This window comes from Pseudomonas sp. NY15372 (genome assembly GCF_048068215.1).
In the GTDB taxonomy this organism is placed as follows: domain Bacteria; phylum Pseudomonadota; class Gammaproteobacteria; order Pseudomonadales; family Pseudomonadaceae; genus Aquipseudomonas; species Aquipseudomonas guariconensis_A.
Genome location: NZ_JBLUPY010000016.1, coordinates 56,985 through 79,073, shown reverse-complemented (window position 1 = coordinate 79,073; position 22,089 = coordinate 56,985). Strand labels below are relative to the sequence as shown.

6 protein-coding genes are annotated in these 22,089 nt (G+C 65.9%); 1 reads left to right on the top strand and 5 read right to left on the bottom strand.

The features are described 5' to 3' along the window. Nucleotide 1: 1 nt before the first annotated feature. Entirely contained in the window at nt 2-13,153 is a 13,152-nt protein-coding gene (locus tag ACNFG0_RS13765; protein ID WP_416765237.1) for a non-ribosomal peptide synthase/polyketide synthase, read from the top strand. Nucleotides 13,154-13,206: 53 nt separating this feature from the next. Here ACNFG0_RS13765 and ACNFG0_RS13760 read toward each other — a convergent pair whose 3' ends face one another. The 5 genes from ACNFG0_RS13760 to ACNFG0_RS13740 form a co-directional block, all read right to left on the bottom strand. After that, entirely contained in the window at nt 13,207-14,007 is an 801-nt protein-coding gene (locus ACNFG0_RS13760; protein WP_416765235.1) for an HNH endonuclease, read from the bottom strand. Further along, the gene (locus ACNFG0_RS13755; protein WP_416765233.1) at nt 14,000-16,204 is read right to left on the bottom strand and encodes an AAA family ATPase; all 2,205 of its coding nucleotides are present in this window, start codon (nt 16,202-16,204) and stop codon (nt 14,000-14,002) included. The genes ACNFG0_RS13760 and ACNFG0_RS13755 overlap by 8 nt, the downstream gene beginning before the upstream one ends. A 217-nt stretch (nt 16,205-16,421) precedes the next feature. Beyond that, entirely contained in the window at nt 16,422-18,851 is a 2,430-nt protein-coding gene (locus tag ACNFG0_RS13750) for a TonB-dependent siderophore receptor (RefSeq protein ID WP_416765231.1), read from the bottom strand. A 152-nt stretch (nt 18,852-19,003) separates the two neighbouring features. Next, nucleotides 19,004-20,653 carry a cyclic peptide export ABC transporter gene (locus tag ACNFG0_RS13745; RefSeq protein WP_196146482.1) on the bottom strand — a complete coding sequence of 550 codons (1,650 nt, stop codon included), beginning with the start codon at nt 20,651-20,653 and terminating at the stop codon, nt 19,004-19,006. A 13-nt stretch (nt 20,654-20,666) separates the two neighbouring features. Next, a complete protein-coding gene (locus ACNFG0_RS13740) occupies nt 20,667-22,001 on the bottom strand; it encodes a SidA/IucD/PvdA family monooxygenase (RefSeq protein WP_196167120.1) in 1,335 nt (444 codons plus the stop codon). Between the last annotated feature and the right edge of the window lie 88 nt (nt 22,002-22,089).

The window sequence follows — 22,089 nt, the reverse complement described above, 5'->3', positions numbered from 1 at the left end:
AATGGATCAGAACAGCAAGGTCGCCCTCGTTCAGCGATTCCTCAAACTGCCGGCGAGCCAAGGCCGCCTGTTCCTCGACAAGCTTCGGGAAAAAGGCCTGGGCCTGGCCCAGTTGCCGATCCCCGCAGGTGCACGTGACACCGAGCGGCCACGGCTGTCGTATGCCCAGCAGCGGCAGTGGTTCCTCTGGCAACTGGACCGTCAGGGTTCGGCCTACCACATCCCCAGCGTGCTGCGCTTGCGCGGCACCCTGGACCTGCAAGCCCTGCAACACGCCTTCGACCGCCTGGTCGAGCGCCACGAGGTGCTGCGCACCGCGTTCATCGAAGACGAAGGCGTCGCGAGCCAAGCCATCCTGCCGGCCACGCCGCTGGCCATCGACCTACATGACCTGGCCCAGGCCCGGCTGGGTGCCGATGCCTTGCAGGCGCTGGTCGAGGCCGAGATCGCCAGGCCGTTCGACCTGGGCGCTGGCCGCCCGTTGCGGGTGAGCCTGCTGCGCCTGGCCGCGGACGAACATGTACTGGTGCTGACCCTGCACCACATCGCGGCCGATGGCTGGTCGATGCAGGTGATGGTCGAGGAGCTGATTCACCTTTACGGTGGCGGTCAGGCGCTGCCGGCCCTGCCCATCCAGTACGCCGATTATGCCCATTGGCAGCGTTGCTGGATGGAGGCCGGCGAGGCGGACCGCCAACTCGCCTACTGGACCGAACAACTGGGCACAGACCCTGTGCAGTTGGGGCTGCCGACCGACTACCCGCGTCCGGCCCAGCGCAGCCTCGCAGGTGGCCGCTGCGCCATCCCGTTGCCGTCGACGGCGGTGCGCGACCTGCAACACCTGGCCAAGGATGAGGGGGTGACCCTGTTCGTCGCCCTCCAGGCCTGCCTGCATGCCTTGCTGCACCGCTATACCGGGCAGACCGATATTCGCATCGGCCTGCCGGTGAGCAACCGCAACCGGCCGGAGACCGAGCGCCTGATCGGCTTCTTCGTCAACACCCTGGTGCTGCGTTCGCACCTGGACGGTCGCATGACGTTCCGCGCCCTGTTGCGTCAGCTCAAGCACCAGGTACAGCAGGCCCAGGCCCACCAGGACCTGCCTTTCGAGCAACTGGTCGAGGCCCTGCAGCCAGAGCGCAGCCTGAGCCAGAGCCCGCTGTTCCAGGTGCTGCACAACCACCAGAGCGAGGCGCGTGGCGATCACTGGCAGGTGCACGAGCACCTGGCTGTCGAAGGCCTTGCCCTAGCCGGTTGCCAGAGCAAGTTCGACCTGACCCTGGAAACCTTCGAGCATGGCGAGGCGGTGAGCGCTTCGTTCATCTACGCACGCGACCTGTTCCGCGAACAGACGCTGGCGCGCATGGCGGGGCATTTCGCATGCCTGCTACAGGCGTTCGCCGAGGTCCCTGACAGTACGCTTGAATCAATCCCGCTGCTGGACGCCGAGGCGCAGCGAACCGTGCAGGCCGTCTGCACCGGCGAGGCGGTAGCCGATGCCCCCCAAGGGACCGTGCACGGGCTGATCGAGGCGTTCGCACGCCAGCAGCCGGATGCCGTGGCGCTGGTACAGGGCGAGCGACGTCTAACCTATCGCGACCTGAACTTGCACGCCGAACAGCTCGCCGCACGCCTGCAGGCCCTGGGAGTGGGCCCTGAAACCTGCATCGCCCTGCGCGCTGCGCGCTCGTTGGAACTGGTGGTGGGCATGTTGGCGATCCTCAAGGCCGGCGGCGCCTACCTGCCCATAGACACCCGCACGCCACAGGCGCGGGTCGGCCAGTTGCTGGCAGAAAGCGCCGCGCCGGTGCTGCTCACCGATGCGGCCTGGATCGCCGAACAGGCGGGCGGGATGGAAGTGCCCAGCCTGGTATTGGACGACGTACTCGGCCAACCCTGTGAACCCATCGAGCGCCAGCAGCCCTCGGTGCTGGCCGACAACCTGGCGTATGTGATCTACACCTCCGGCTCCAGCGGTCAGTCCAAGGGCGTGATGGTCAGCCATGGCGCCTTGCTCGCCTACGTGCAAGGGCTGCTGACATGCATGCCCTGGGCGCAGGCGCGCACCTTGGCACTGGTCTCGACCCCGGCGGCGGACCTTGGGCACACCATGCTGTTCGGCGCCCTGTGTTCAGGCCGCACCCTGTGCCTGGCCGATGACGACCAGGTGCGCGATGCCGAGCGCTTCGCCGGCTTCATGCAGGCTCACGCGGTGGATGCATTGAAGATCGTGCCATCGCACCTGGAAGCGCTGCTCGAGGCCGCCCAGCCGGCCCAGGTCCTGCCACGCCGGTGCCTGGTGCTGGGGGGCGAGGCGTGCTCGGCGCAGCTGCTGGCGCGCATCCGGGCGGCAGCCCCGCAGTGCCAGGTGGTCAACCACTATGGTCCGACCGAGACCACCGTCGGCGTGATCGCCGGCACCGTCGAGCCAGGCGACGCGGGCATGCGCATCGCCATGGGTCGGGCCATGCCCCAGGCCCGGGTGCAGCTGCTCGATGACGGCCTCGCCCCGGTGGTGCTGGGCGCCAGTGGCCAGCTGCAGGTGGCGGGGCCGGCCCTGGCCCGCGGCTACCTTGGGCGCGCGGGCCTGACCGCCGAGCGCTTCGTGCCCGACCCTGAGGGGGCTCCGGGGGGCCGTGCGTACCGCACCGGCGACCTGGCGCGCATCGGCGATGCTGGCATCGAATACCTGGGTCGCGGTGACGACCAGGTCAAGATCCGAGGTTTTCGCGTCGAGCCCGACGACGTCGCCCAGCGCCTGCGTGGGTTGGACGGTGTCGCGGCGGCGGCGGTACTGGTACGCGAGGTCGAGGGCAGCCTGCGCCTGGTTGCCTACCTGGTGCCGATGGACGCAACGCTGGCCGAAGCCGACGAGGGCGCGCGCCAGCGTTGGGCTGACGCGGTACTCGAGGGCTTGCGTCTGCAGGTGCCCGACTACCAGGTGCCGGCCCATGCCGTGGTGCTGGCTGGCCTGCCTTTCACCGCCAACGGCAAGCTGGACCGTCGTGCGTTGCCGCCACCTTGCGCACGCACGGACGAAGCGTTCGAAGCGCCACAAGACGCACGCGAGCAGCGCCTGGCTGCAGTCTGGGCCGCGGTGCTCAAGCGTGAGCGGGTAGGGCGCCAGGACAACTTCTTCGAAGTCGGCGGTGACTCGATCATCTCCATCCAGCTGGTCAGCCGCGCCCGCCAGCAAGGGCTGCACTTCACCGCCCGCGATGTCTTCACCCACCAGACGGTCGCTGCCCTGGCCAGGGTGGTGCGCGAGGGTGAACCGACGCAGGCCCGTGAACAGCCGCCGGTCACGGGCGACCTGGCATTGCTGCCGATTCAGCACTGGTTTTTCGAACAGGCCGTCGCCCAACCTGACCACTGGAATCAGTCGGTGCTGCTGCAAGTGCGCAGCGCCCTGGACCCTGCGCTGCTGGAGCAGGCCCTGCAAGCCCTGGTGATCCACCACGATGCCCTGCGCCTGGCATTCACCGAGGGGTGTGGCACGCACCTGACGCTGGCGCAACTGCGCATGCAGTGGGCCCAGCGCCCCTTGCTGTGGACCACTCAAGTGGATTCGCCACAAGCGCTGGAGGCCGCCTGCAGCGAGGCCCAGGCCAGCCTGCACCTGGCCCGCGGTGAACTGCTGCGCGGCCTGCTGGCGGACCTTGGCGACGGCACTCAGCGCCTGCTGCTGGTGATCCACCACCTGGTGGTCGATGGCGTGTCCTGGCGTATCCTGTTCGACGACCTGCAACAGGCCTATCGCCAGCGGGCCGCCGGGCAGCCGCTGGCCTTGCCGGCCCGGACCAGCAGCTACCAGCAGTGGGGCCAGCGCCTGGGCGAGCATGCCCGTGGCGCTGCCCTCGAAACGCTGGCGCACTGGCGCACCCTGGCGGGCAAGGCGAACGAGCTGCCCTGCCGCGACCCGCAGGGCAGCCAGCTGGCCCGCCACGCCCACAGTGTCTATACCCGGCTGGACCGCACGCTCACCCAACAGCTGTTGCGCCAGGCGCCGGCTGCCTACCGCACCCAGGTCAACGACCTGCTGCTCACCGCTCTGGCCCGCGTGCTGGTGCGTTGGACCGACCAGCCGCAGGTGCTGGTACAACTGGAGGGCCACGGCCGCGAAGAGCTGTTCGACGACATCGACCTGTCGCGCACCGTAGGCTGGTTCACCAGCCTGTTCCCGGTGAGCCTGGCCCCGGTCGGGGGGCTGGGCGAATCGATCAAGGCGGTCAAGGAGCAACTGCGCGCCGTGCCCGACAAAGGCGTGGGCTTCGGCATCCTGCGCTACCTGGGCGAGCCGCAGGTGCGCGCCGAGCTGGCGGCCTTGCCGCGCCCACGCATTACCTTCAACTACCTGGGCCAGTTCGATGCCAGCCTCGACGCCCGCGACGACCTGTTCGCTCCTGCCCGTGAGGGGCGTGGTGCGGAGCAGGGCGAAGAGGCGCTGCTGGGCAACTGGCTGAGCCTCAACGGGCAGGTCTACGACGGCGAGTTGAGCCTTGGCTGGACCTTCAGCCGCGACTGCTTCGACAGCGAGGCCATCGAGGCGCTGGCCCAGGCCTATGGCCAGGAGCTGGCGCTGTTGGTCGAGCACTGCGTGAACCCTGCCAACCGCGGCCTGACGCCTTCGGACGTACCCTTGTCGGGGCTCGGCCAGGCGCAGCTGGAGCGTCTGGAAGCCGACGGGCGACTGATCGACGATGTCTATCCGCTTTCGCCCATGCAGCAGGGCATGTTGTTCCATGCCTTGTACGACGAGGCGCGCCATGAATACGTCAACCAGATGTGGGTGGATGTGCAGGGGCTCGACGAGGCACGCTTCGCCACTGCCTGGCGGCAGGTCGTGGCCCGTCACGACAGCCTGCGCAGCTGTTTCGACTGGCGCGACGAACCGGCGCAGCAACTGGTCTGCCGCACGCTGCCCGACAGTTTGCAAATCCTCGAAAGCGCGGCGCAGGCCGACCTGGAGGCACTGGCCCGCGAAGAGCGCGAGCGCGGCTTCGACCTGGCCCAGGCACCGCTGCTGCGCCTGCTGCTGGTGCGCACCGGGCCTGGCCGCCATCGGTTGATCTACACCAACCACCACATCCTGCTCGACGGTTGGAGCAATGCCCAGCTGCTGGGGGAAGTGCTGCAGTGCTACCACGGCCAGCCGCTGGCGCCCCAGCAGGGCCGCTACCGGGACTATATCCAGTGGTTGCAAGGCCAGGACCGCAGCCACACCGAGACCTTCTGGAAGACGCGCCTGGCGCGCATCCCTGGGCCCACGCACCTGGCCCTGGCCTTCGCTCATGCTGGCCAGGGTTCGCCCGGACAAGCCAATGGCCATGCCTACCGCACCTATGACCGGGCGCGTACGCGCGCGCTCGGCGAGTTCGCCCGGCGACACAAGGTCACCCTCAATACGCTGATGCAGGCAGCCTGGCTGCTGCTGTTACAGCGCTACACCGGGCAGGACTGCGTCGCCTTCGGGGCCACCGTGGCGGGCCGGCCGGCGGTGCTGCCAGGCATCGAGCAGCAGGTCGGGCTATTCATCAATACCCTGCCGGTGATCGCCGAGGTCCGAGGCTCCTGTGTGATAGGCCAATGGCTGCAAGGCATCCAGCAGGAGAACCTGGCGATCCGCGAGCATGAGCATACGGCCCTGGTGGATATCCAGCGTTGGGCCGGGCTGGGTGCCACGCCGCTGTTCGACAGCTTGCTGGTGTTCGAGAACTATCCGATTTCCGAGGCGTTGGCCCAGGGCGAGGGCAGTACGCTGCGCTTCGGCGAGGTGGTCAACCACGAGCAATCCAATTACCCGCTGTCGCTGGCGATCAGCCTAGGCGAGCAACTGACCTTGCACTATTGCTTCGACCAGAGCCTGTATGGCGAGCAGGCCATCGAACAGTTGGCCGACAGCTTCGACAGCCTGGTGCAGCAGTTGCTCGAGGCCTCGTCGCACACGCCGGTCGGCGCCTTGCACGCTTGCGCGCCAGCCCACTGTCGGCAGGTGGAGGCCTGGAATGGCCCGGTCCGCGACTATCCGATGCAGCGCCCGGTACATGCGCTGTTCGAGGACTGGGCGGCGCGCACGCCCAAGGCTCCGGCAGTGCTGTTCGGTGACCAGTGCCTGGACTACGCCACCCTCAACCAACGCGCCAACCGTCTGGCCGCGACACTCATCGCCCGGGGCATAGGGCCCGAAGTGCTGGTGGCCATCGCCCTGGAGCGCTCGCCGCGCATGCTGGTGGCCTTGCTGGCGGTGCTCAAGGCCGGCGGCGCCTACCTGCCGCTGGACCCGCAATACCCGGCCGAGCGCCTGGCCTACATGCTCAAGGACAGCGGCGCCGGTTTGCTGCTGAGCGAGGCGAGCGTGGTCGGGCAGTTGCCGGTCGAAGGCTTGCACGTGCTGTTGATCGAAGACGCCATCGCGCAGGGCGAAATCGATAACCCGCAGGTAGAAACAGACCCGAACCAGCTGGCCTATCTCATCTACACCTCCGGCTCCACCGGCCAACCCAAGGGCGTGGCGGTCTCTCACGGGCCGCTGGCCATGCACGTGCAGGCCATCGCCGAGCGCTATGAAATGCGCCCGGACGACTGCGAACTGCACTTCATGTCGTTCGCCTTCGACGGTGCCCACGAGCGTTGGCTGACCTGCCTGACCCAGGGCGCCAGCCTGCTGCTGCGTGACAACACGTTGTGGACGCCGGAGCAGACCTACACGCAGATGAAGGCCCACGGCGTGACCGTTGCGGCGTTCCCGCCGGCATACCTGCAGCAACTGGCCGAGCACGCCGAACGTGAGGGCAGCCCTCCGGCGGTGCGGGTGTACTGCTTCGGTGGCGACGCCGTGCCCCAGGCCAGTTTCGAGCTGGCACGCCGGGCGCTGCGCCCGACCTACATCATCAATGGCTACGGCCCCACCGAGACGGTGGTGACGCCACTGATCTGGAAGGCCGGGCAGGGCACCGACTGCGGTGCGGCCTATGCGCCTATCGGCGAACGCATCGGCCGGCGCAGCGCGTACGTGCTGGACGGCGAGCTGAACCTGGTGCCGCAAGGCATCGCCGGGGAGCTGTACCTGGGCGGCGAAGGCCTGGCGCGGGGCTACCTGGGCCGTGCCGGCCTGAGCGCCGAGCGCTTCGTGGCCGATCCGTTCAGCACGGGCGGGCGGCTGTACCGCACCGGTGACCTGGTGCGCCAGCGCGCCGACGGGGTGATCGACTACCTCGGGCGGGTGGACAACCAGGTGAAGATCCGTGGTTTCCGTATCGAGCTGGGCGAGATCGAGGCGCGCCTGCTGGAGCAGGCTGGGGTGCGAGAGGCGGTGGTGCTGGCCCGTCCGGGCCTGAGCGGTCAGCAACTGGTGGCGTATGTGGTGCCCAGCGAGGCGGGCGAGCCGACGCTGCGCGAACGCCTGCGCCAGGCCCTGCGTGCGCTGCTGCCGGACTACATGGTGCCGACCGCCTGGCTGCTGCTCGAGCGCCTGCCGCTGACCCCGGCTGGCAAGCTCGACCGTAAGGCCTTGCCGGCGCCAGACCTGGCCCAAGCTCAGGAAGCCTACGAGGCGCCTCAGGGCGAGCTGGAAATGCGCCTGGCCGAACTCTGGGCGCAGGTGCTCAAGCTCGAGCGGGTAGGGCGTACGGACAACTTCTTCGAGCTCGGTGGCGATTCGATCGTCTCTATCCAGCTGGTCAGCCGCGCACGTGCCCAAGGTCTCCATTTCACGCCCAAGGACCTGTTCAACCAGCAGACCGTGCAGGAGCTGGCTCAGGTCGCCCAGCAAGGGGGGGCGCCTGCAGTGATCGACCAGGCGCCGGCCCGTGGCGAGCAGCCGTTGCTGCCGGTCCAGCAGTGGTTCTTCGAGCAGGCGATCCCTGACCGACATCACTGGAACCAGTCGGTACTGTTGCGCCCGCTGCAGACGCTGGGCGCCGAGCGCCTGGCGCAGGCCCTGCACGCCCTGGTCGCGCACCACGACGCCCTGCGCCTGTGCTTCAGCGAGCAGGCCGGTGGCTGGCAAGCCGAATACCGCAGCGCCGCGCAATTGCCACAGGACCTGTTGTGGTGCGTTCAGGTGCAAGACGCCCAGGCGCTGGAGCAGGCCTGCGAACAGGCCCAGCGCAGCCTCGACCTGCAGGCGGGGCCGCTGTTGCGCGCCGTGCTGGCGACCCTGGCCGATGGCTCCCAGCGTCTGTTGCTGGTGATCCACCACCTGGTGGTCGACGGCGTATCCTGGCGCATCCTCTTCGACGACCTGCAAGCGCTCTACCAGCAACCGGATACCGCCTTGCCCCCACGCACCAGTTCGCTCAAGGCCTGGGCCGAGCGTTTGCAGGCCTGGGCCTCGGGGCCCGGTGCCGAGGAGGTGGCGTTCTGGCAGGCGCACTTGGATGGTGTCACTGGCCAACTGCCGTGCGACCACCCAGGTGGCAGCCTGCAAGGGCGTTTTGCCGCCAGTGTGCACAACCAGCTCGATGCCGACCTGACCCAACGCCTGCTGCAACAGGCGCCGGCGGCCTACCGCACCCAGGTCAACGACCTGCTGCTCACTGCCTTGGCGCGGGTCATCGCACGCTGGAGCGGGCAGGACCACGTGCTGGTGCAGCTCGAAGGCCATGGTCGTGAGGACCTGCTCGACGACATCGACCTGACGCGCACCGTCGGCTGGTTCACCAGCGTCTTCCCGGTGTGCCTGCGCCCCTGCGCGGATCTGCCGGGTTCGCTCAAGGCGATCAAGGAGCAGCTGCGGGCGGTGCCGGGCAAGGGCCTGGGCCTGGGCGTGCTCCAGCGGTTTGCCGACGACGCCACCCGCGCGCAGCTGGCGGGCCTGCCGCAGCCGCGCATCACTTTCAACTACCTGGGCCAGTTCGACGGCAGTTTCGATCAGGAGCAAGGCGTGTTCGTTCCGGCCGAGGAAAGCGCCGGCCGCCAGGAGCACGCCGACGCCCCGTTGGGCAACTGGCTGTCGATCGGTTGCCGGGTATTCGCGGGGGAACTGGGCATCCACTGGACCTTCAGCCGCGACCTGTTCGACGTGGCCACGGTCGAGCACCTGGCCACGGCCTTCCGTGAGGAACTGGCGGCCCTGGTCGCGCACTGCAGCGACGAAGCCCAGGGTGGCCTGACCCCTTCGGACGTGCCGCTGGCTGGGCTGAGCCAGGCGCAACTGGACGCCTTGCCGGTGCCGGCGCGGCAGATCGAGGACCTCTACCCGCTGTCGCCCATGCAACAGGGCATGTTGTTCCATGCATTGGCCGACGCCCATAGCGGCGACTACGTGAACCAGATGCACGTGGCGGTCAGCGGCCTGGACGAGCAGCGCATGGCGGCGGCCTGGGACGCGGCGCTCGGGCAACACGAGAGCCTGCGCAGCCTGTTCCTCTGGCAGCTGGAGCAGCCTCGGCAATTGGTTTGCCGGCATGTGCCCGGCGGCCTGCAGGTGCTCGACTGGACGCACCGCGACGTATCGGACGCAGACCTTGCGCAACTGGCACGCCAAGAGCGCGAGCGCGGCTTCAAGCTGGACCAGGCGCCCTTGCTGCGCCTGTGCCTGGTGCGCCTGGGCCAGGGGCGCCACCACCTGATCTACACCAGCCACCACATTCTCATGGACGGCTGGAGCAATGCCCAACTGCTGGGCGAAGTGCTGCAGCGCTACAGCGGCGAGGCGGTCGCCGCGCCAACGGGGCGCTACCGCGACTACATCGCCTGGTTGCAGCGCCAGGACCTGGCGGCCAGCGAAGCCTTCTGGAAAGGCCGGGTGGCCCGGCTGGGCGCGCCGACGGCACTGGCCCAGGCGCTGCCCAAGCCTGCCGGCACGGGGCATGGCGACTACTACCGCACCTTGAGTGCAGGGCACTGCGAGGGCCTGGAGCGGTTCGCGCGCCAGCAGAAAGTCACCCTCAACACCTTGGTGCAGGCCGCCTGGCTGGTGTTGTTGCAGCGCTATACCGGCCAGCAGACGGTCGCCTTCGGCGCCACCGTGGCAGGCCGACCACCGGAGCTGCGGGGTATCGAGCGGCAGGTGGGGCTGTTCATCAACACCCTGCCGGTGATAGCGACGCCGGATATCGACCAGCCGTTGTTGCCTTGGCTGCAGCAGTTGCAGCAGGACAACCTGGCGGCCCGGGAACATGAGCACACGCCGCTGTTCGAGATCCAGCGCTGGGCAGGCCAGAGCGGCGTGGCGCTGTTCGACACGCTGCTGGCCTTCGAGAACTACCCGGTGGCCGAAGCGCTGGCCCAGGGGCCGGACATCGGCCTGGCGTTCGGCGAAGTGCAGAACCAGGAGCAGACCAGCTATCCGCTGTGCCTGGCGGTCAACCTGGGGGCGCAGCTGTCGTTGCATTTCAGTTATGACCAGGCGTGCTTCGACGGCGCTACCGTGGCGCAGATCGCAGGCAGCCTGGAGACGCTACTGGAGCAATTGGTGCGCAGCGATGCGCAGACGCGCCTTGGCGAACTGGCCTTGCTGTCGTGCGTTGCGGCCGAAGATCAGCAGCTTGCCTGGAACTCGACGTCTGTGACCTATGACCTGGCGTGCACCGTGCACCAGCGCTTCGAGCAGCAGGCCGCGGCCCAGCCCCAGGCACCGGCCCTGACCTTTGCTGGCCGACAGCTGAACTACGCCGAGCTCAACGCCCGGGCCAACCAGCTGGCGCACCTGCTGATCGCCCGTGGCGTCGGCCCGGACGTGCTGGTCGGCATTGCCGCCGAGCGTTCGCTGGACATGGTGGTGGGCCTGTTGGCCATCCTCAAGGCCGGTGGCGCCTATGTACCGCTGGACCCGGAATACCCGCGCGAGCGCCTGGCCTATATGCTCGAGGACAGTGGCGTGAAGCTGCTGCTGACCCAGCGTCGGCTGTTGGCCGATCTGCCGGTGGAGGGTGTCGATTGCCAGCTGCTCGATGAGCTTCAGCTGGGCGCGCAACCGACCCATAACCCGGACGTGGCCGTGGACGGCGAAGGGCTGGCCTATGTGATCTACACCTCCGGTTCCACCGGCAAGCCCAAGGGCGCCGGCAACCGCCACGCCGCGCTGGTCAACCGCCTGTGCTGGATGCAGGAGGCATACGGGCTCACCGCTGCGGACACCGTATTGCAGAAAACCCCGTTCAGTTTCGATGTGTCGGTGTGGGAATTCTTCTGGCCCTTGATGGAAGGTGCGCGGCTGGTGCTGGCAGCCCCGGGCGACCACCGCGACCCGGCGCGCCTGGTCGAGCTGATCGAGGCCGAGGCGGTGAGCACGCTGCACTTCGTGCCGTCGATGCTGCAGGCCTTCCTGCAAGACCCTGGTGTCGAACGTTGCCGCAGCCTGCGCCGCATCGTCTGCAGCGGCGAGGCGCTGCCGGTGGATGCGCAGCAGCAGGTGCAGGCGCGGCTGCCCTGGGCCGGGTTGTACAACCTGTACGGCCCGACCGAGGCGGCCATCGACGTGACCCACTGGACGTGCGTGGACGAAGGCCGCGACAGCGTGCCGATTGGCCGACCGATCGCCAACCTGGCCTGCCATGTCCTGGATGCGAGCCTGGAGCCGGTACCGGCGGGCGTGCTGGGCGAGCTGTACCTGGCCGGCACCGGCCTGGCCCGCGGTTACCACCGCCGCCCTGGGCTGACCGCCGAGCGCTTCGTCGCCAACCCGTTCGTGGCCGGTGAGCGGATGTACCGCACTGGCGACCTGGCGCGTTACCGGCCTGATGGCGTGATCGAGTACGCCGGGCGCCTGGATCATCAGGTCAAGCTGCGCGGCCTGCGCATCGAGCTGGGCGAGATCGAGGCACGGCTGCTGGAGCATGCGTGGGTGCGCGAGGCAGTGGTGATCGCCGAGGACGGCAAGCGCCTGCTCGGCTATGTAGTGCTGGTGCGCGAAGAAGCGGGTTGGCAGCAGGCGCTGGCCGATCACTTGGCCGGGCATTTGCCCGAGTACATGGTGCCGAGCCAATGGTTGGCCCTCGAACGCATGCCGCTGAGCCCGAACGGCAAGCTGGAGCGCCGTGCCTTGCCGAAGATCGAGGCGGGCGCCCAGGCAGCCTACGTGGCGCCGCAAGGCGAACGGGAACAGGCCCTGGCCGCTGTCTGGGCCCAGGTGCTGCAGGTATCGCAGGTGGGCCGAGACGACAACTTCTTCGAGTTGGGCGGCCATTCGTTGCTGTCGCTCAAGCTGCTCGATGCCCTGCATCGACAACTGGGTATCGAGGTGTCACTGAGCCACTTCATGGCCAACCCGAGCGTTGCCCGCCTGGCCGCGAGCCTGGCCGCGCCGGCCGCGCAGGCACCTTCGTTGCTGGTGCAGTTGGGGGGCGATCCGGTGCGCCAACCGTCGTTGTTCTGCTTCCATCCTAGCTACGGCTCGGTCTATTGCTACCAACCGCTGGCCCAGGCCATGTGCGATCTGTTCTGCGTGCAAGGCGTGGTGTGCGAGGCGTTCGTCCAGGGCCACTGGCAGCCCACCACCTGGGGCGGCATGGTCCAGCGCTATACCCGGCAGTTGCTCCAGGCCCAGCCTGAGGGGCCGTTCCACCTGCTGGGCTGGTCGCTGGGTGGCAACCTGGCGATGAGCGTGGCACGGCAGCTCGAGCTGGCCGGGCGGGACGTGGCCTTCCTTGGCATGCTCGACGCACCGCCACCGGCCGAGGTGAAGCCGTTCTGGGACCTGCTCGCCGAGGCCAAGGCCCAGGCGCCGCGTCATGAACAGGACGATCACGGCCAAGGGCGTGTGGCCTTGCTGTCGCTGCTGTTCCCCGAGCGTGAAGCCCAGTTCCGCGACCTGGCCGCCAGCCTGGTCGGCCAGCCGCTGGAGACGGTGCAGGCGCAGGTGCTGGCTTGGACGCGTCGGGAGCTGCCGGAGCAGTTCGAGCTGATCGAAGGGCTGATCCTGCAGAACCGCGACCTGGACAACGCCCTGCGCATCAAGCCACAGCTCGATGCCTTGCTGCAGGCGTTCCGCTATGAACCAACCGAAGTCGCCCCGGCGTGCTGGTGGGCCGGCCGCGACAAGCCACAGGCGTTGGTCGAGGTCATCGAGGCGCACCTGAAGCAGGCCCTGGCGCCGGTGGCGTTGGCTCATTCGCAGGTGCTCGACAGTGACCATGACCAGATCGTCAACAGCGCGCAGTGGCTGGCGTCGCTGCGCCAGTTGCTGGAGCGCAGCTTGCAAAGCGCATGACCTTTGCCTCCTGTGAGAGCGGGTTTGTCCCGCCCTCACAGGGGGGCGCTGATTTAGCGATGGCCGCTGTCGATCAGTGCTTTTGTCGACTTGGACAATGCGTCGCTGAAGGCTTTGAGCGCAGGCGGCAGGTCGCCTTCGTGCGCGGCTACATGGTCGTTGATCACATCCTGGGCGCGCTTTAGCCGGGGGTTGCTGTTGAGCACGATTTCCCGAGCCGAGAGTTCCTTGAGCAGGTTCAGGCACAGGTGGCGCCCTTGATCGGAAATGCCTCTATACAGCGAGATGAGGTGCTCGTTGGTCTGCACCCTGATGAAATGCACGTGCTCGGCGAAAGTATGGAACCGCGGGTGGTACATCTCAGTGAAAGCGCCAGGTTGCGGATAGGTTTCCTGGCCCATTTTCTTTGCATCGGCCCAAACCGTGTCGGACTTGATCTGGTTGCAATCGAAGCAGGCCACTGCCAGGTTCCAAAAATGGAAAGTGTACTGGACGAAATCGGCACGCGGCAGGATATGTTCGATGGGCTTGGCGTGGGCGATGTTGACCAAGGGGCGCTGGCAATAACAACACAGGTAGTTTTGTTCTTTTTCCAGGAAGCTGCGTAACGCCTTGCGGATCAACGGGCCGGTTACACCCGATGTCTGGCGTTGGTTGAATTTGCTCAGCTCGGTCCACAAGTCGACCGCAGAGGGTACCAAGCCTTTTTTCCGTCGTTTGAACTCGGCGATGGCCAAGGCATTTTGCTCGACGAGATGCTGCCATGCCTTGGGCCGATGTATCTGCCGCTCATGACAGTCATCCTTGTAGCGGGCCTCTATGGCATCCATCTGCTTCTGGGTCAAATCAGCCATGCTGAGGCTCGCTTTGCGCACGCAGCATCAAGATCGCGCCCAAGGTCTTTTCGATCAGGTCGATATCGTTGGCCGGGCGTGTTTCGCTACCGATCTGGCCGCTCTTGCGAATGGTCGTCTTGAACGCTTCCAGCTTCTCGATGGCTTTGTTGGCCTGGTCGATGACGGTGACGCCGGCTTGTTCATTTTCATTCACCGCTTCGATCAGCGAGGCCACCAGCTTGGCGCAGCGTTCATGCACTTCCCGGTTGTGCGGGGTGTAGGTTTCGAAACCGTCCATCAACAGGGTTTCGACCGAATGGCGTTCCTCGACGGGGATCTCGTCCAGTACACCGACCCGGTATACGTAGCAGAGGTCCTGTGCGGCGGCATTGGCGATCAGGATCGGCGAGTGGGTGGCGACCACGAAGGCGGTCTGCAGGCGTTCGCTCAGCACGCTCAAGACTCGAGGGAGCCGTTGCTGCCAGCTGACGTGCAGGCTGATTTCGGGTTCATCGATCAGGAACGTCGCATCCCGGGCATCCGAAGCGATGATCCGGGTCAGCAGGTTGAGGATGCTTTGCTCGCCGGAACTCAAGTTTTCGAAGGCGATGGTGCGGTGGCCTTCACGGATGAAGTTCACGTCGTAATGCTTGATCAGGCCTTTTTCACGGTTGAGGTACGCCCGGTCATCGCTGTCCGATAGATCGAGGGTATCGGGACGCCGGTCGCCATGTTGGTCATGGCTGAGTTCGGACTTCAGGGTCAGATAGATCTTGGAGTTGAACCCGATCAATTCCAGGCATTCGCTCAGCAGTTGGACGTGAGCGCCGTACTTCGCGATGGCGGCTGTTTCCTTGGCGATAGAGCTTTTGCGTGCACCTTTGTAGGTAAAGAGATGGCGTTCGTCAGGAAAGCGATCGGCATGGGACATGGGCAGGCCAATGGTATGCTTCTTGGCAGCCTGCAATTGGTACACGATGTCCCTGAGCAGGAAACTTTTGCCCTCGCCATTGTTGCCGATGACATAGATGCAGCGATGGCCATCGCTGCGCTCCAGTGCCTGGGCGATCAATCGGCTGTTATCCGACAGCGCCGGCCGAGAGGGCTCGCCAGGTGCGGCCTTGAGGTAGGGGCGGCTGGCCAGGCGTGTCCTGCTGAGGCGCTTCGGCCTTTTGTCCATGGCGTTGCACAGCCCGGTGATCGGTCGGAAGCCATCATGGAAGTAGCTGTTGACGAACTTCAATACATCGCGGGAAAGAAAGTCCAGATGGCTGTGCGCTGCACGGCCTTGCCAGAGATTGTAGATACAGCCGGCCAGCAGCATGCGCTCGATACCGTCCAGCGGGGGCAGTGCGGTGTTCGAAACGGAGACATCAATGTAGAGCGTATCGTTCTGGAGTGGCTGCGTATTGATGATGATCGCGGTGCAATGATCCGAGGGCGAGGGCAGGCTGCTGAAATTGATCAGCGCCTCGATGCATGCGCGGCCCTCGGTCAAGGCGAGCAAGCGCTCCCAGGTGCCGGTCGTTTCTGCGTGGGTCCAGTTCACGATCAGCACGAGCCGGGCATTGCCGATGTCCAGTACGTTCTCGAGCGTTGACAGAAACGCTGTGTGGTCGGCTAGCGGCCAGTCCAGCAGAAAGGTCGGCTGGCCGAAGCGGTAGTCCACGGCTTGGGTGAACGTGGCATCGATGCCATTGGCCGCCAGGCGCAGGCTGATGAGGTTTCGATGGCGGTCGGATAGGTTTTCGGACATGGGAAACGATGGCTTGGGCGACTGACCCAACAACCCGAGTGAGAGTTCGGCGGTGTTGGGGAGCGCTTCGAACAACGGGGTCGACAACGTCGCTTGCAGGGTGCCGACCAATGCGGCAACCAGTTTCGGGTGGCGGTAATCGATACCGACTTCCTGCGAAATGGATCTGGCGGCCAGGTGTGTAATCAGGAACGCAGTATCTTTGCGTGATTTGAGAAGCTGTTCGGCCTTGTTCTTCAACTGATTGTGGATATCGATGGCGACCTGTTCGAGCAACGGGTCGTCCATCAGCCATGTCGCGAATTGGTATTGGTCGAAGGAAGGCCCCCCAACACGGGCGACCGCAACCAGCATCAGTAGGAGTCGAGCATCCTGCGAAAGATCGGTAATCGCTTTCACGTCCTGTTCGAGCGCTTCGATCAACTTCTCTGCCGCGATTTCGCGGTCGTCATGGTACATGGTAGGTCCTGATCGGGTTGGAAAGAGCGTCCGTGGCGAATGGTGGCGCGTGGCCATCTAGGCGCTATTTGATCAGGTTTGTCGGGTTGGATTCAATGACGCAGGGGCCGCTTTGCGGCCCTTTCGCGGCGCAAGGCCGCTCCTACAAGTGTATGCGAACCTCGGTAGGAGCGGCCTTGTGCCGCGAAAAGGCTGCGCAGCAGCCCCAGGTTTTCGATCAGTAGCTGTACTTCAAAGTCATCAGCACGTTACGCGGATCGCCATAGAAGTTGTGGTCGTAGTCGATGGCCGAGTAGTACTTCTTGTCGAAGAGGTTGTTGACGTTCAGCGCCGCCGACAGGTTCTTGTCGATCTGGTAGGCGATGCGGCCGTTCCAGATCGAATAGCCACCCTGTTCGCGCCCGTAGTAGCCAAACCCTGCGGACGAGCTCTGGCTGTTGACGCCGGCACCCACCGAGAACTTGCTCCAGTCACCCGGCAACTGATAGTTCGCCCAGGTGCGCAGGATGTGCTTGGGGGTCTGGGTGTTGGCCGAGATGTTGCCGGCGGTCGCCGGTTCCTCGTCCTTGTATTTGAGCAAGTTCAGGGTATAGGCGGCATACAGCTGCAAACCCTCGGCTATCTCGCCGCTGACCTCGGCCTCGAAACCGCGGCTCAGGATGGTACCGGAGGGGCGATAGCAGGTGCCGCCGCAGGATGCGTTGGCCACATCGCTCGGGATGCTGGAATCCGGCATCGGGATATTGTCCTGCTCCATCTGGTACAGCGCGAAGGTGGTGATCAGGCGGCCTTCGTTGTGTTCGCCCTTCAGGCCGATCTCGTAGCTCTTGCCGGTGCGTGGGTCGAGCAGGCTGCCCTCGGCGGTGCGCTGGGTCTGTGGCTTGAAGATCTCGGTGTAGCTGGCGTACGCGTTCCAGGTCGGGTCGAGCTTGTACACAAGGCCGGCATAGGGAGTGACCTTGCCATGCTTCTGCGCCACGCTGCGGCTCGCGCCCCAAGGGCCGTCGGAGGTGAACACGGTGCGGAAGTCCGACACCCGGCTGCCGACGATCAGCGACAGGTCGTCGGTCAGCGCATAGTTGGCCACCCCGTAGACGCCTTTCTGGGTGGAGTCGTAGGCGTCGTCCCACTTGTTGGCCGCGTAGATCGACTCATCGCTCGGCGCCTCGCGGTTGGGCACGTAGTCGAAGATATCGATCGGCGTGACCCAGTTGTAGCGCGCGCCCCACACATCGTGGCTCTTGAGCTTGGAGGCGTTGGCACCGAAGGTCAGGCCGAGCTTGCGGCCGAACAGCTCGGTATCGCCGCTGGCATTGATATCGCCGCCCCAGTGCTCGGAGAAGTAGTCGAAGACATAGGCATCGCCCACCAGGGTATTGGGTGGGCCGAGGCGGCCACGGCGTTGCAGGTACTTGAAGTCGTTGAACTCACGGGCATTGATGAAGGTGCCCTTGAGCTTCCAGTTGTCGTTGAGCTGGTGGGTGATGTCCAGGTAGTAGGTGTCCTGGGTCTTGTCCCAGTTGTCCCAGGTGGTGCCCAGGTAGGTCGAGCGACCCAGCTTGGGCATCGAGCCGTTGCTGTAGTTGGGGATGCCCATGAAGTTGGGGGTGGCATCCACGCGTTCGTGGCTGTAGCCGATGCCGACGGTGGTGTCGGGGGTCAAGTCGTAGTCGAGTGCTGCGTAGATCGTCTGGTTGTCGGAGCCGACGTAGTCGACGAAGGAATTGGCCGTATCGTAGTCCAGGACGATGCGTCCGCGCAGCTTGCGTTGCGCATCCAGCGCCCCGGCCGCATCGACCTGGGCACCATAGCGATCCCAGCTGCCGGCCTTGGCGGTGATGTTGAGCAGCGGCTCGGCAGTGGGGCGCTTGCGCACCAGGTTGACCGCACCCGAGGGGTCGCCACCGCCCTCGAGCAGGCCCTGCGGGCCGCGCAGCACTTCAACGCGGTCGAGGATGGCGGTCTGGCCGCCGAAGCTCGAACCTCGGGCATACAGCTGGCGTTCCAGGGGGACGCCATCGTATTGGAAGCTGTTGATGAAGAAGCCGCGGGAGTAGAACTGGTGGCCGGTGAACGACGGCACGGCAGTGACGCCGGGGGAGGCGAGCAAGGCCTCGGTGACATTGGTGATGTCCTGGTCTTGCATGCGCTGCTGGGTGACCACGCTCACCGACTGCGGGATCTCCTTGATGCTCTTCACGCCCTTGCCGATGGTGGTCATGGGCGAGGCGTAGGAGTGGGAGCCCTCGGTGGTGGCGGTCATCTGCCGGCTGCTGATCAGCACGTTGTCCAGGTTGACTACATCCGCTTCGGCCCGGGGCGTGTTGAGGATGACCGTGTCGCCCGTGATCTGGTAACGGATGTCGGTGTGCTGCAGCAGCCGGCCGAGCACCTGGCTCGGCTCCATCTCGCCCTGCACGGCCCCTACTCGCGCGTCCTTGATCGCTTCGGGGCTGTAGAGGATCTGCAGGTTGGCCTGGCGGCCCAGGTCCTGCAACGACTTCGACAGGTTCTGGGCCGGGATATCGATCGCCACCGGGCGCGCGTTGGCCTGGCAGGCATAGCCGAGCACGACAGCGGCGGCCAGGGTCAGCAAGGGGCGGCGTGGGGCAAGGGTAGTGGATCTACGGGGTGGGTTAATGCGCATGGATGCTATCCGTCAAGTGCTGGCGTATGTAATTGAGAATTGTTATTGGTAGTGAGACGCATGCCTGCCGAAAAGCCGGAAACTTTTTTTCAAATTCGTTGCGGGCAAGAAAAAGCCCCTGGGTGCGAGGCCAGGGGCTTGTCGGGTGAAGGTCAGGCCAGGGCCTTTTCGCTGACGACCTGCCCGCCGTCCAGCATCACCAGCTGGTCGGCGATGTCGAAGTAGCGGTCATCATGGGTGATCACGATGAGGGTCTTGCCCAGGCGCTTGAGCTCTGGCAACAGCTCGGTGTAGAAGATGCGCCGGAACGCCGGGTCCTGGTCGGCGGCCCATTCGTCGAACACCAGCACCGGGCGCTCCTCCAGCCAGGCGCTGACCAATGCCAGGCGCTTGCGCTGCCCGGTGGACAGGTCGGTGGTGGTGAAGGCGCCGTCCTTGACCGTTACCTTGTGGCTGATCTCCAGGCGCTCGAGATAGCGGTTGGCATCCTCGGGTACATGCCGTTCGCCCTGGACCACGTCATCGAACAGGTAGTAGTCGGCGAAGATGGTGGTGAACAGCTGGCGATAGTCGTCCCTGTCGCCGCTGCCGACCGCCACCCCGTTGAGGCGCACCTCGCCGGACTGTGGCGTGTACAGGCCCAGCAGCAGCTTGATCAGCGTGGTCTTGCCGCCGCCGTTCTGGCCGACGATGAAGACGATCTCGCCCTGCTCGATACGCAGGTTGACCGGCCCCAGGCAGAAGGGCGTGCTGCCTTCGGCTGCCGGGAAGCTGTAGCGCACGTCCTTGAGCTCCAGGCTGTGCAGGGCAGTGGCGCCTGGGCGTGGGTCATCGAGCAACAGGTGTGGCTCGGGGGAGGAAAATTGCTCCGAGAGCTCGGCGATGCGGCGAAAGGCGATCTGCGCCCGGCTGATGATCGGCAGGGTCACCACCAGATGCTCCAGCGGGCCTTTCATGTACAGCAGAACCAGCACGAAGCCGCTCATCACCGCCTTGTCGCTCGACGGCCACAGTGATTGCAGGGCGAGCGCCAGGCCGATCACCACGAAGAACAGCATCGAGCCGAAGGTCTTGGCCACCACGAACACGTTGATTGCGCGCACCTGGATGTCGCGGATGCCGTAGGCGGTGCGGCGGATGCGCTGGGTGTACATGCGCTGGCGACGGGGTCGGTGGATACGCAGTTCCTTGGCGCCTTCGGCGAGGGCGGCGTAGTGCTTCTGCAGCTCGTCTTCGGCGTCCCGAGCGGCCAGGAAGCCCTTGATGCCCTTGCGCCGGGCCAGGTACTGGATGCCGATGCCGATGCCGATGGCCACCAGGATCATCAGGAACATCGGCCAGGACAACAGCGCCAGGTAGCCCAGGCAACCCAGGGTCACCGTCAGCGAGATCGCCAGAGGCGCGAAGGCGAAGGCGAAGTCGCTGATGGTGTCCACGTCGTGGGTCAGCACCGGGATCAGGCGATGGCTGCGGTAGCGCTCGATCTGTGCGATCGGTGCCGACAGCACCTTTTCGCCCAGGGCCAGGCGCAGGCGGGCGATGATGTGCTGGCCGACATAGTTGGTGCCGATGTCCGACAGGATCGAACTGCTCAGCGCCAGGAGGCACAGGCCGGCGAACAGGCCCACTACCTGCCGGCTGAGCCCGCCTTCGGCGTGCAGGGCGCCGTTGATGGTCGCCAGCAGCACAGTGACGCTCAGCCCGCCGACCATGCCCAGCAGGATAGAAAGGCTCACCACCGTGCGAAACGGTCTGAGCAGGGCCAGCAGCTCGCGCAAGGCCCCGCGTGGTTGCTTGGTCATTGGCAGGCCCCGCTCAGACGCGGCTCAGGGCTGCGACCGGCTGTGCGCCGAGGTGGTGACGGCTCAGGTCCTGGTAGAGCGCCTGGCCGATTTCCGCAGCGCGTACCGGCAACACCGACAACAGCGTATCGCTCAGGCCGTGGGACGCCTCGCAGAAGCCCTGCAGGTACACCGAGGCACGCAGGTCGGGCGTCGCCAGGGCGCGGTAGTTGCGGTCGACTTCGAAGTCCTTCAGGTGCTGCTGCAGAGGCGCCAGTAGCTCGCGGTGGGAGCGGCGTTCGTAACCGGTGGCAAGGATCACCGCGTCGTAGCGGTGGGTCTGGCGCACGTCGGTGGCCAGGTCGCGCAGGGTCAGCTCGATGCCCTCGGGTGTGCCCACCACGTCCTCGATGGTGCGCCGGCACAGCACGGCATGGCGCGGGCTATGGGCGACCTTCTGGCGGTAGAGGATGCCGTAGATGCGTTCGATCAGGTCGACATCGACCACCGAATAGTTGGTGTTGTGGTATTCGGCGATGAGCTTGTCGCGCTCCGGGCGCGGCTGGTTGAACACCAGGTCGGTGTATTCGGGGGCGAAGATCTCGTTGACGAAGGGGCTGTCGTCGGCAGGCTTGAGCGCCGAGGCCCGCAGGATCATGTCGACCTTGACCGAGGGGTAGCTGTCGTTGAGGTCGATGAAGGCTTCCGCGGCGCTCTGGCCCGAGCCGACCACGGCGATGCGCATCGGCTTGCCCTCGTTGCATGGCAGGCGGCCGAGTGCGCTCAGGTACTGGGAATGGTGGAACACCCGCGCATCGTCCTTGAAGGCGCGGAACGCCGCAGGGATCTTCGGCGTGCCGCCACTGCCGACCACCACCGAGCGGGCTCGGCGCTGGTGCTCGCGGCCGTGCTGGTCGCGCGAGACCAGGCGCAGGTGGTCGACCCGGCCCTCGTGCAGTTCAGGCTCGATGCGCAGCACTTCCTCGCCATACACCGCCTGGGTGGCGAAGTGCTCGGCGGCCCAGCGCAGGTAGTCGTTGTACTCCAGGCGGCAGGGGTAGAAGGTGCCCAGGTTGATGAAGTCCGCCAGGCGCTGCTTCTGGTGCAGGTAGTTGACGAAGCTGTAGGGGCTGGTGGGGTTGCGCAGCGAAACCAGGTCCTTGAGGAAGGAGATCTGCAGCTCGCTCTGGGTGGCCAGGGTGTTGCCATGCCAGCGGTAGTCGCTCTGCTTGTCGATGAACAGGGCGTCGAGTGCATGGCCGTTGGTTTCGGCGAGCTCTTCCAATGCAATGGCCAGGGCCAGGTTGGAGGGGCCGAAGCCTACGCCGATGAGGTCGTGGATTTTTTCGGGGCTAGCGGTCTGGCTCATGGGTACGGTTCCTTGGGTGGTCGGGTGGGGGCGCCGTGTGAGGCGCCCCGGGTCCTGCGCAAGTACACCGTTTAGGACGAGCTGGGCG

What these genes read in the sequence shown, in the direction of transcription:
- ACNFG0_RS13755 (WP_416765233.1), bottom strand. Translation starts at nt 16,204, where the DNA reads ATGTACCATGACGACCGCGAAATCGCGGCAGAGAAGTTGATCGAAGCG.
- ACNFG0_RS13765 (WP_416765237.1), top strand. Translation starts at nt 2, where the DNA reads ATGGATCAGAACAGCAAGGTCGCCCTCGTTCAGCGATTCCTCAAACTG.
- ACNFG0_RS13745 (WP_196146482.1), bottom strand. Translation starts at nt 20,653, where the DNA reads ATGACCAAGCAACCACGCGGGGCCTTGCGCGAGCTGCTGGCCCTGCTC.
- ACNFG0_RS13760 (WP_416765235.1), bottom strand. Translation starts at nt 14,007, where the DNA reads ATGGCTGATTTGACCCAGAAGCAGATGGATGCCATAGAGGCCCGCTAC.
- ACNFG0_RS13750 (WP_416765231.1), bottom strand. Translation starts at nt 18,851, where the DNA reads ATGCGCATTAACCCACCCCGTAGATCCACTACCCTTGCCCCACGCCGC.
- ACNFG0_RS13740 (WP_196167120.1), bottom strand. Translation starts at nt 22,001, where the DNA reads ATGAGCCAGACCGCTAGCCCCGAAAAAATCCACGACCTCATCGGCGTA.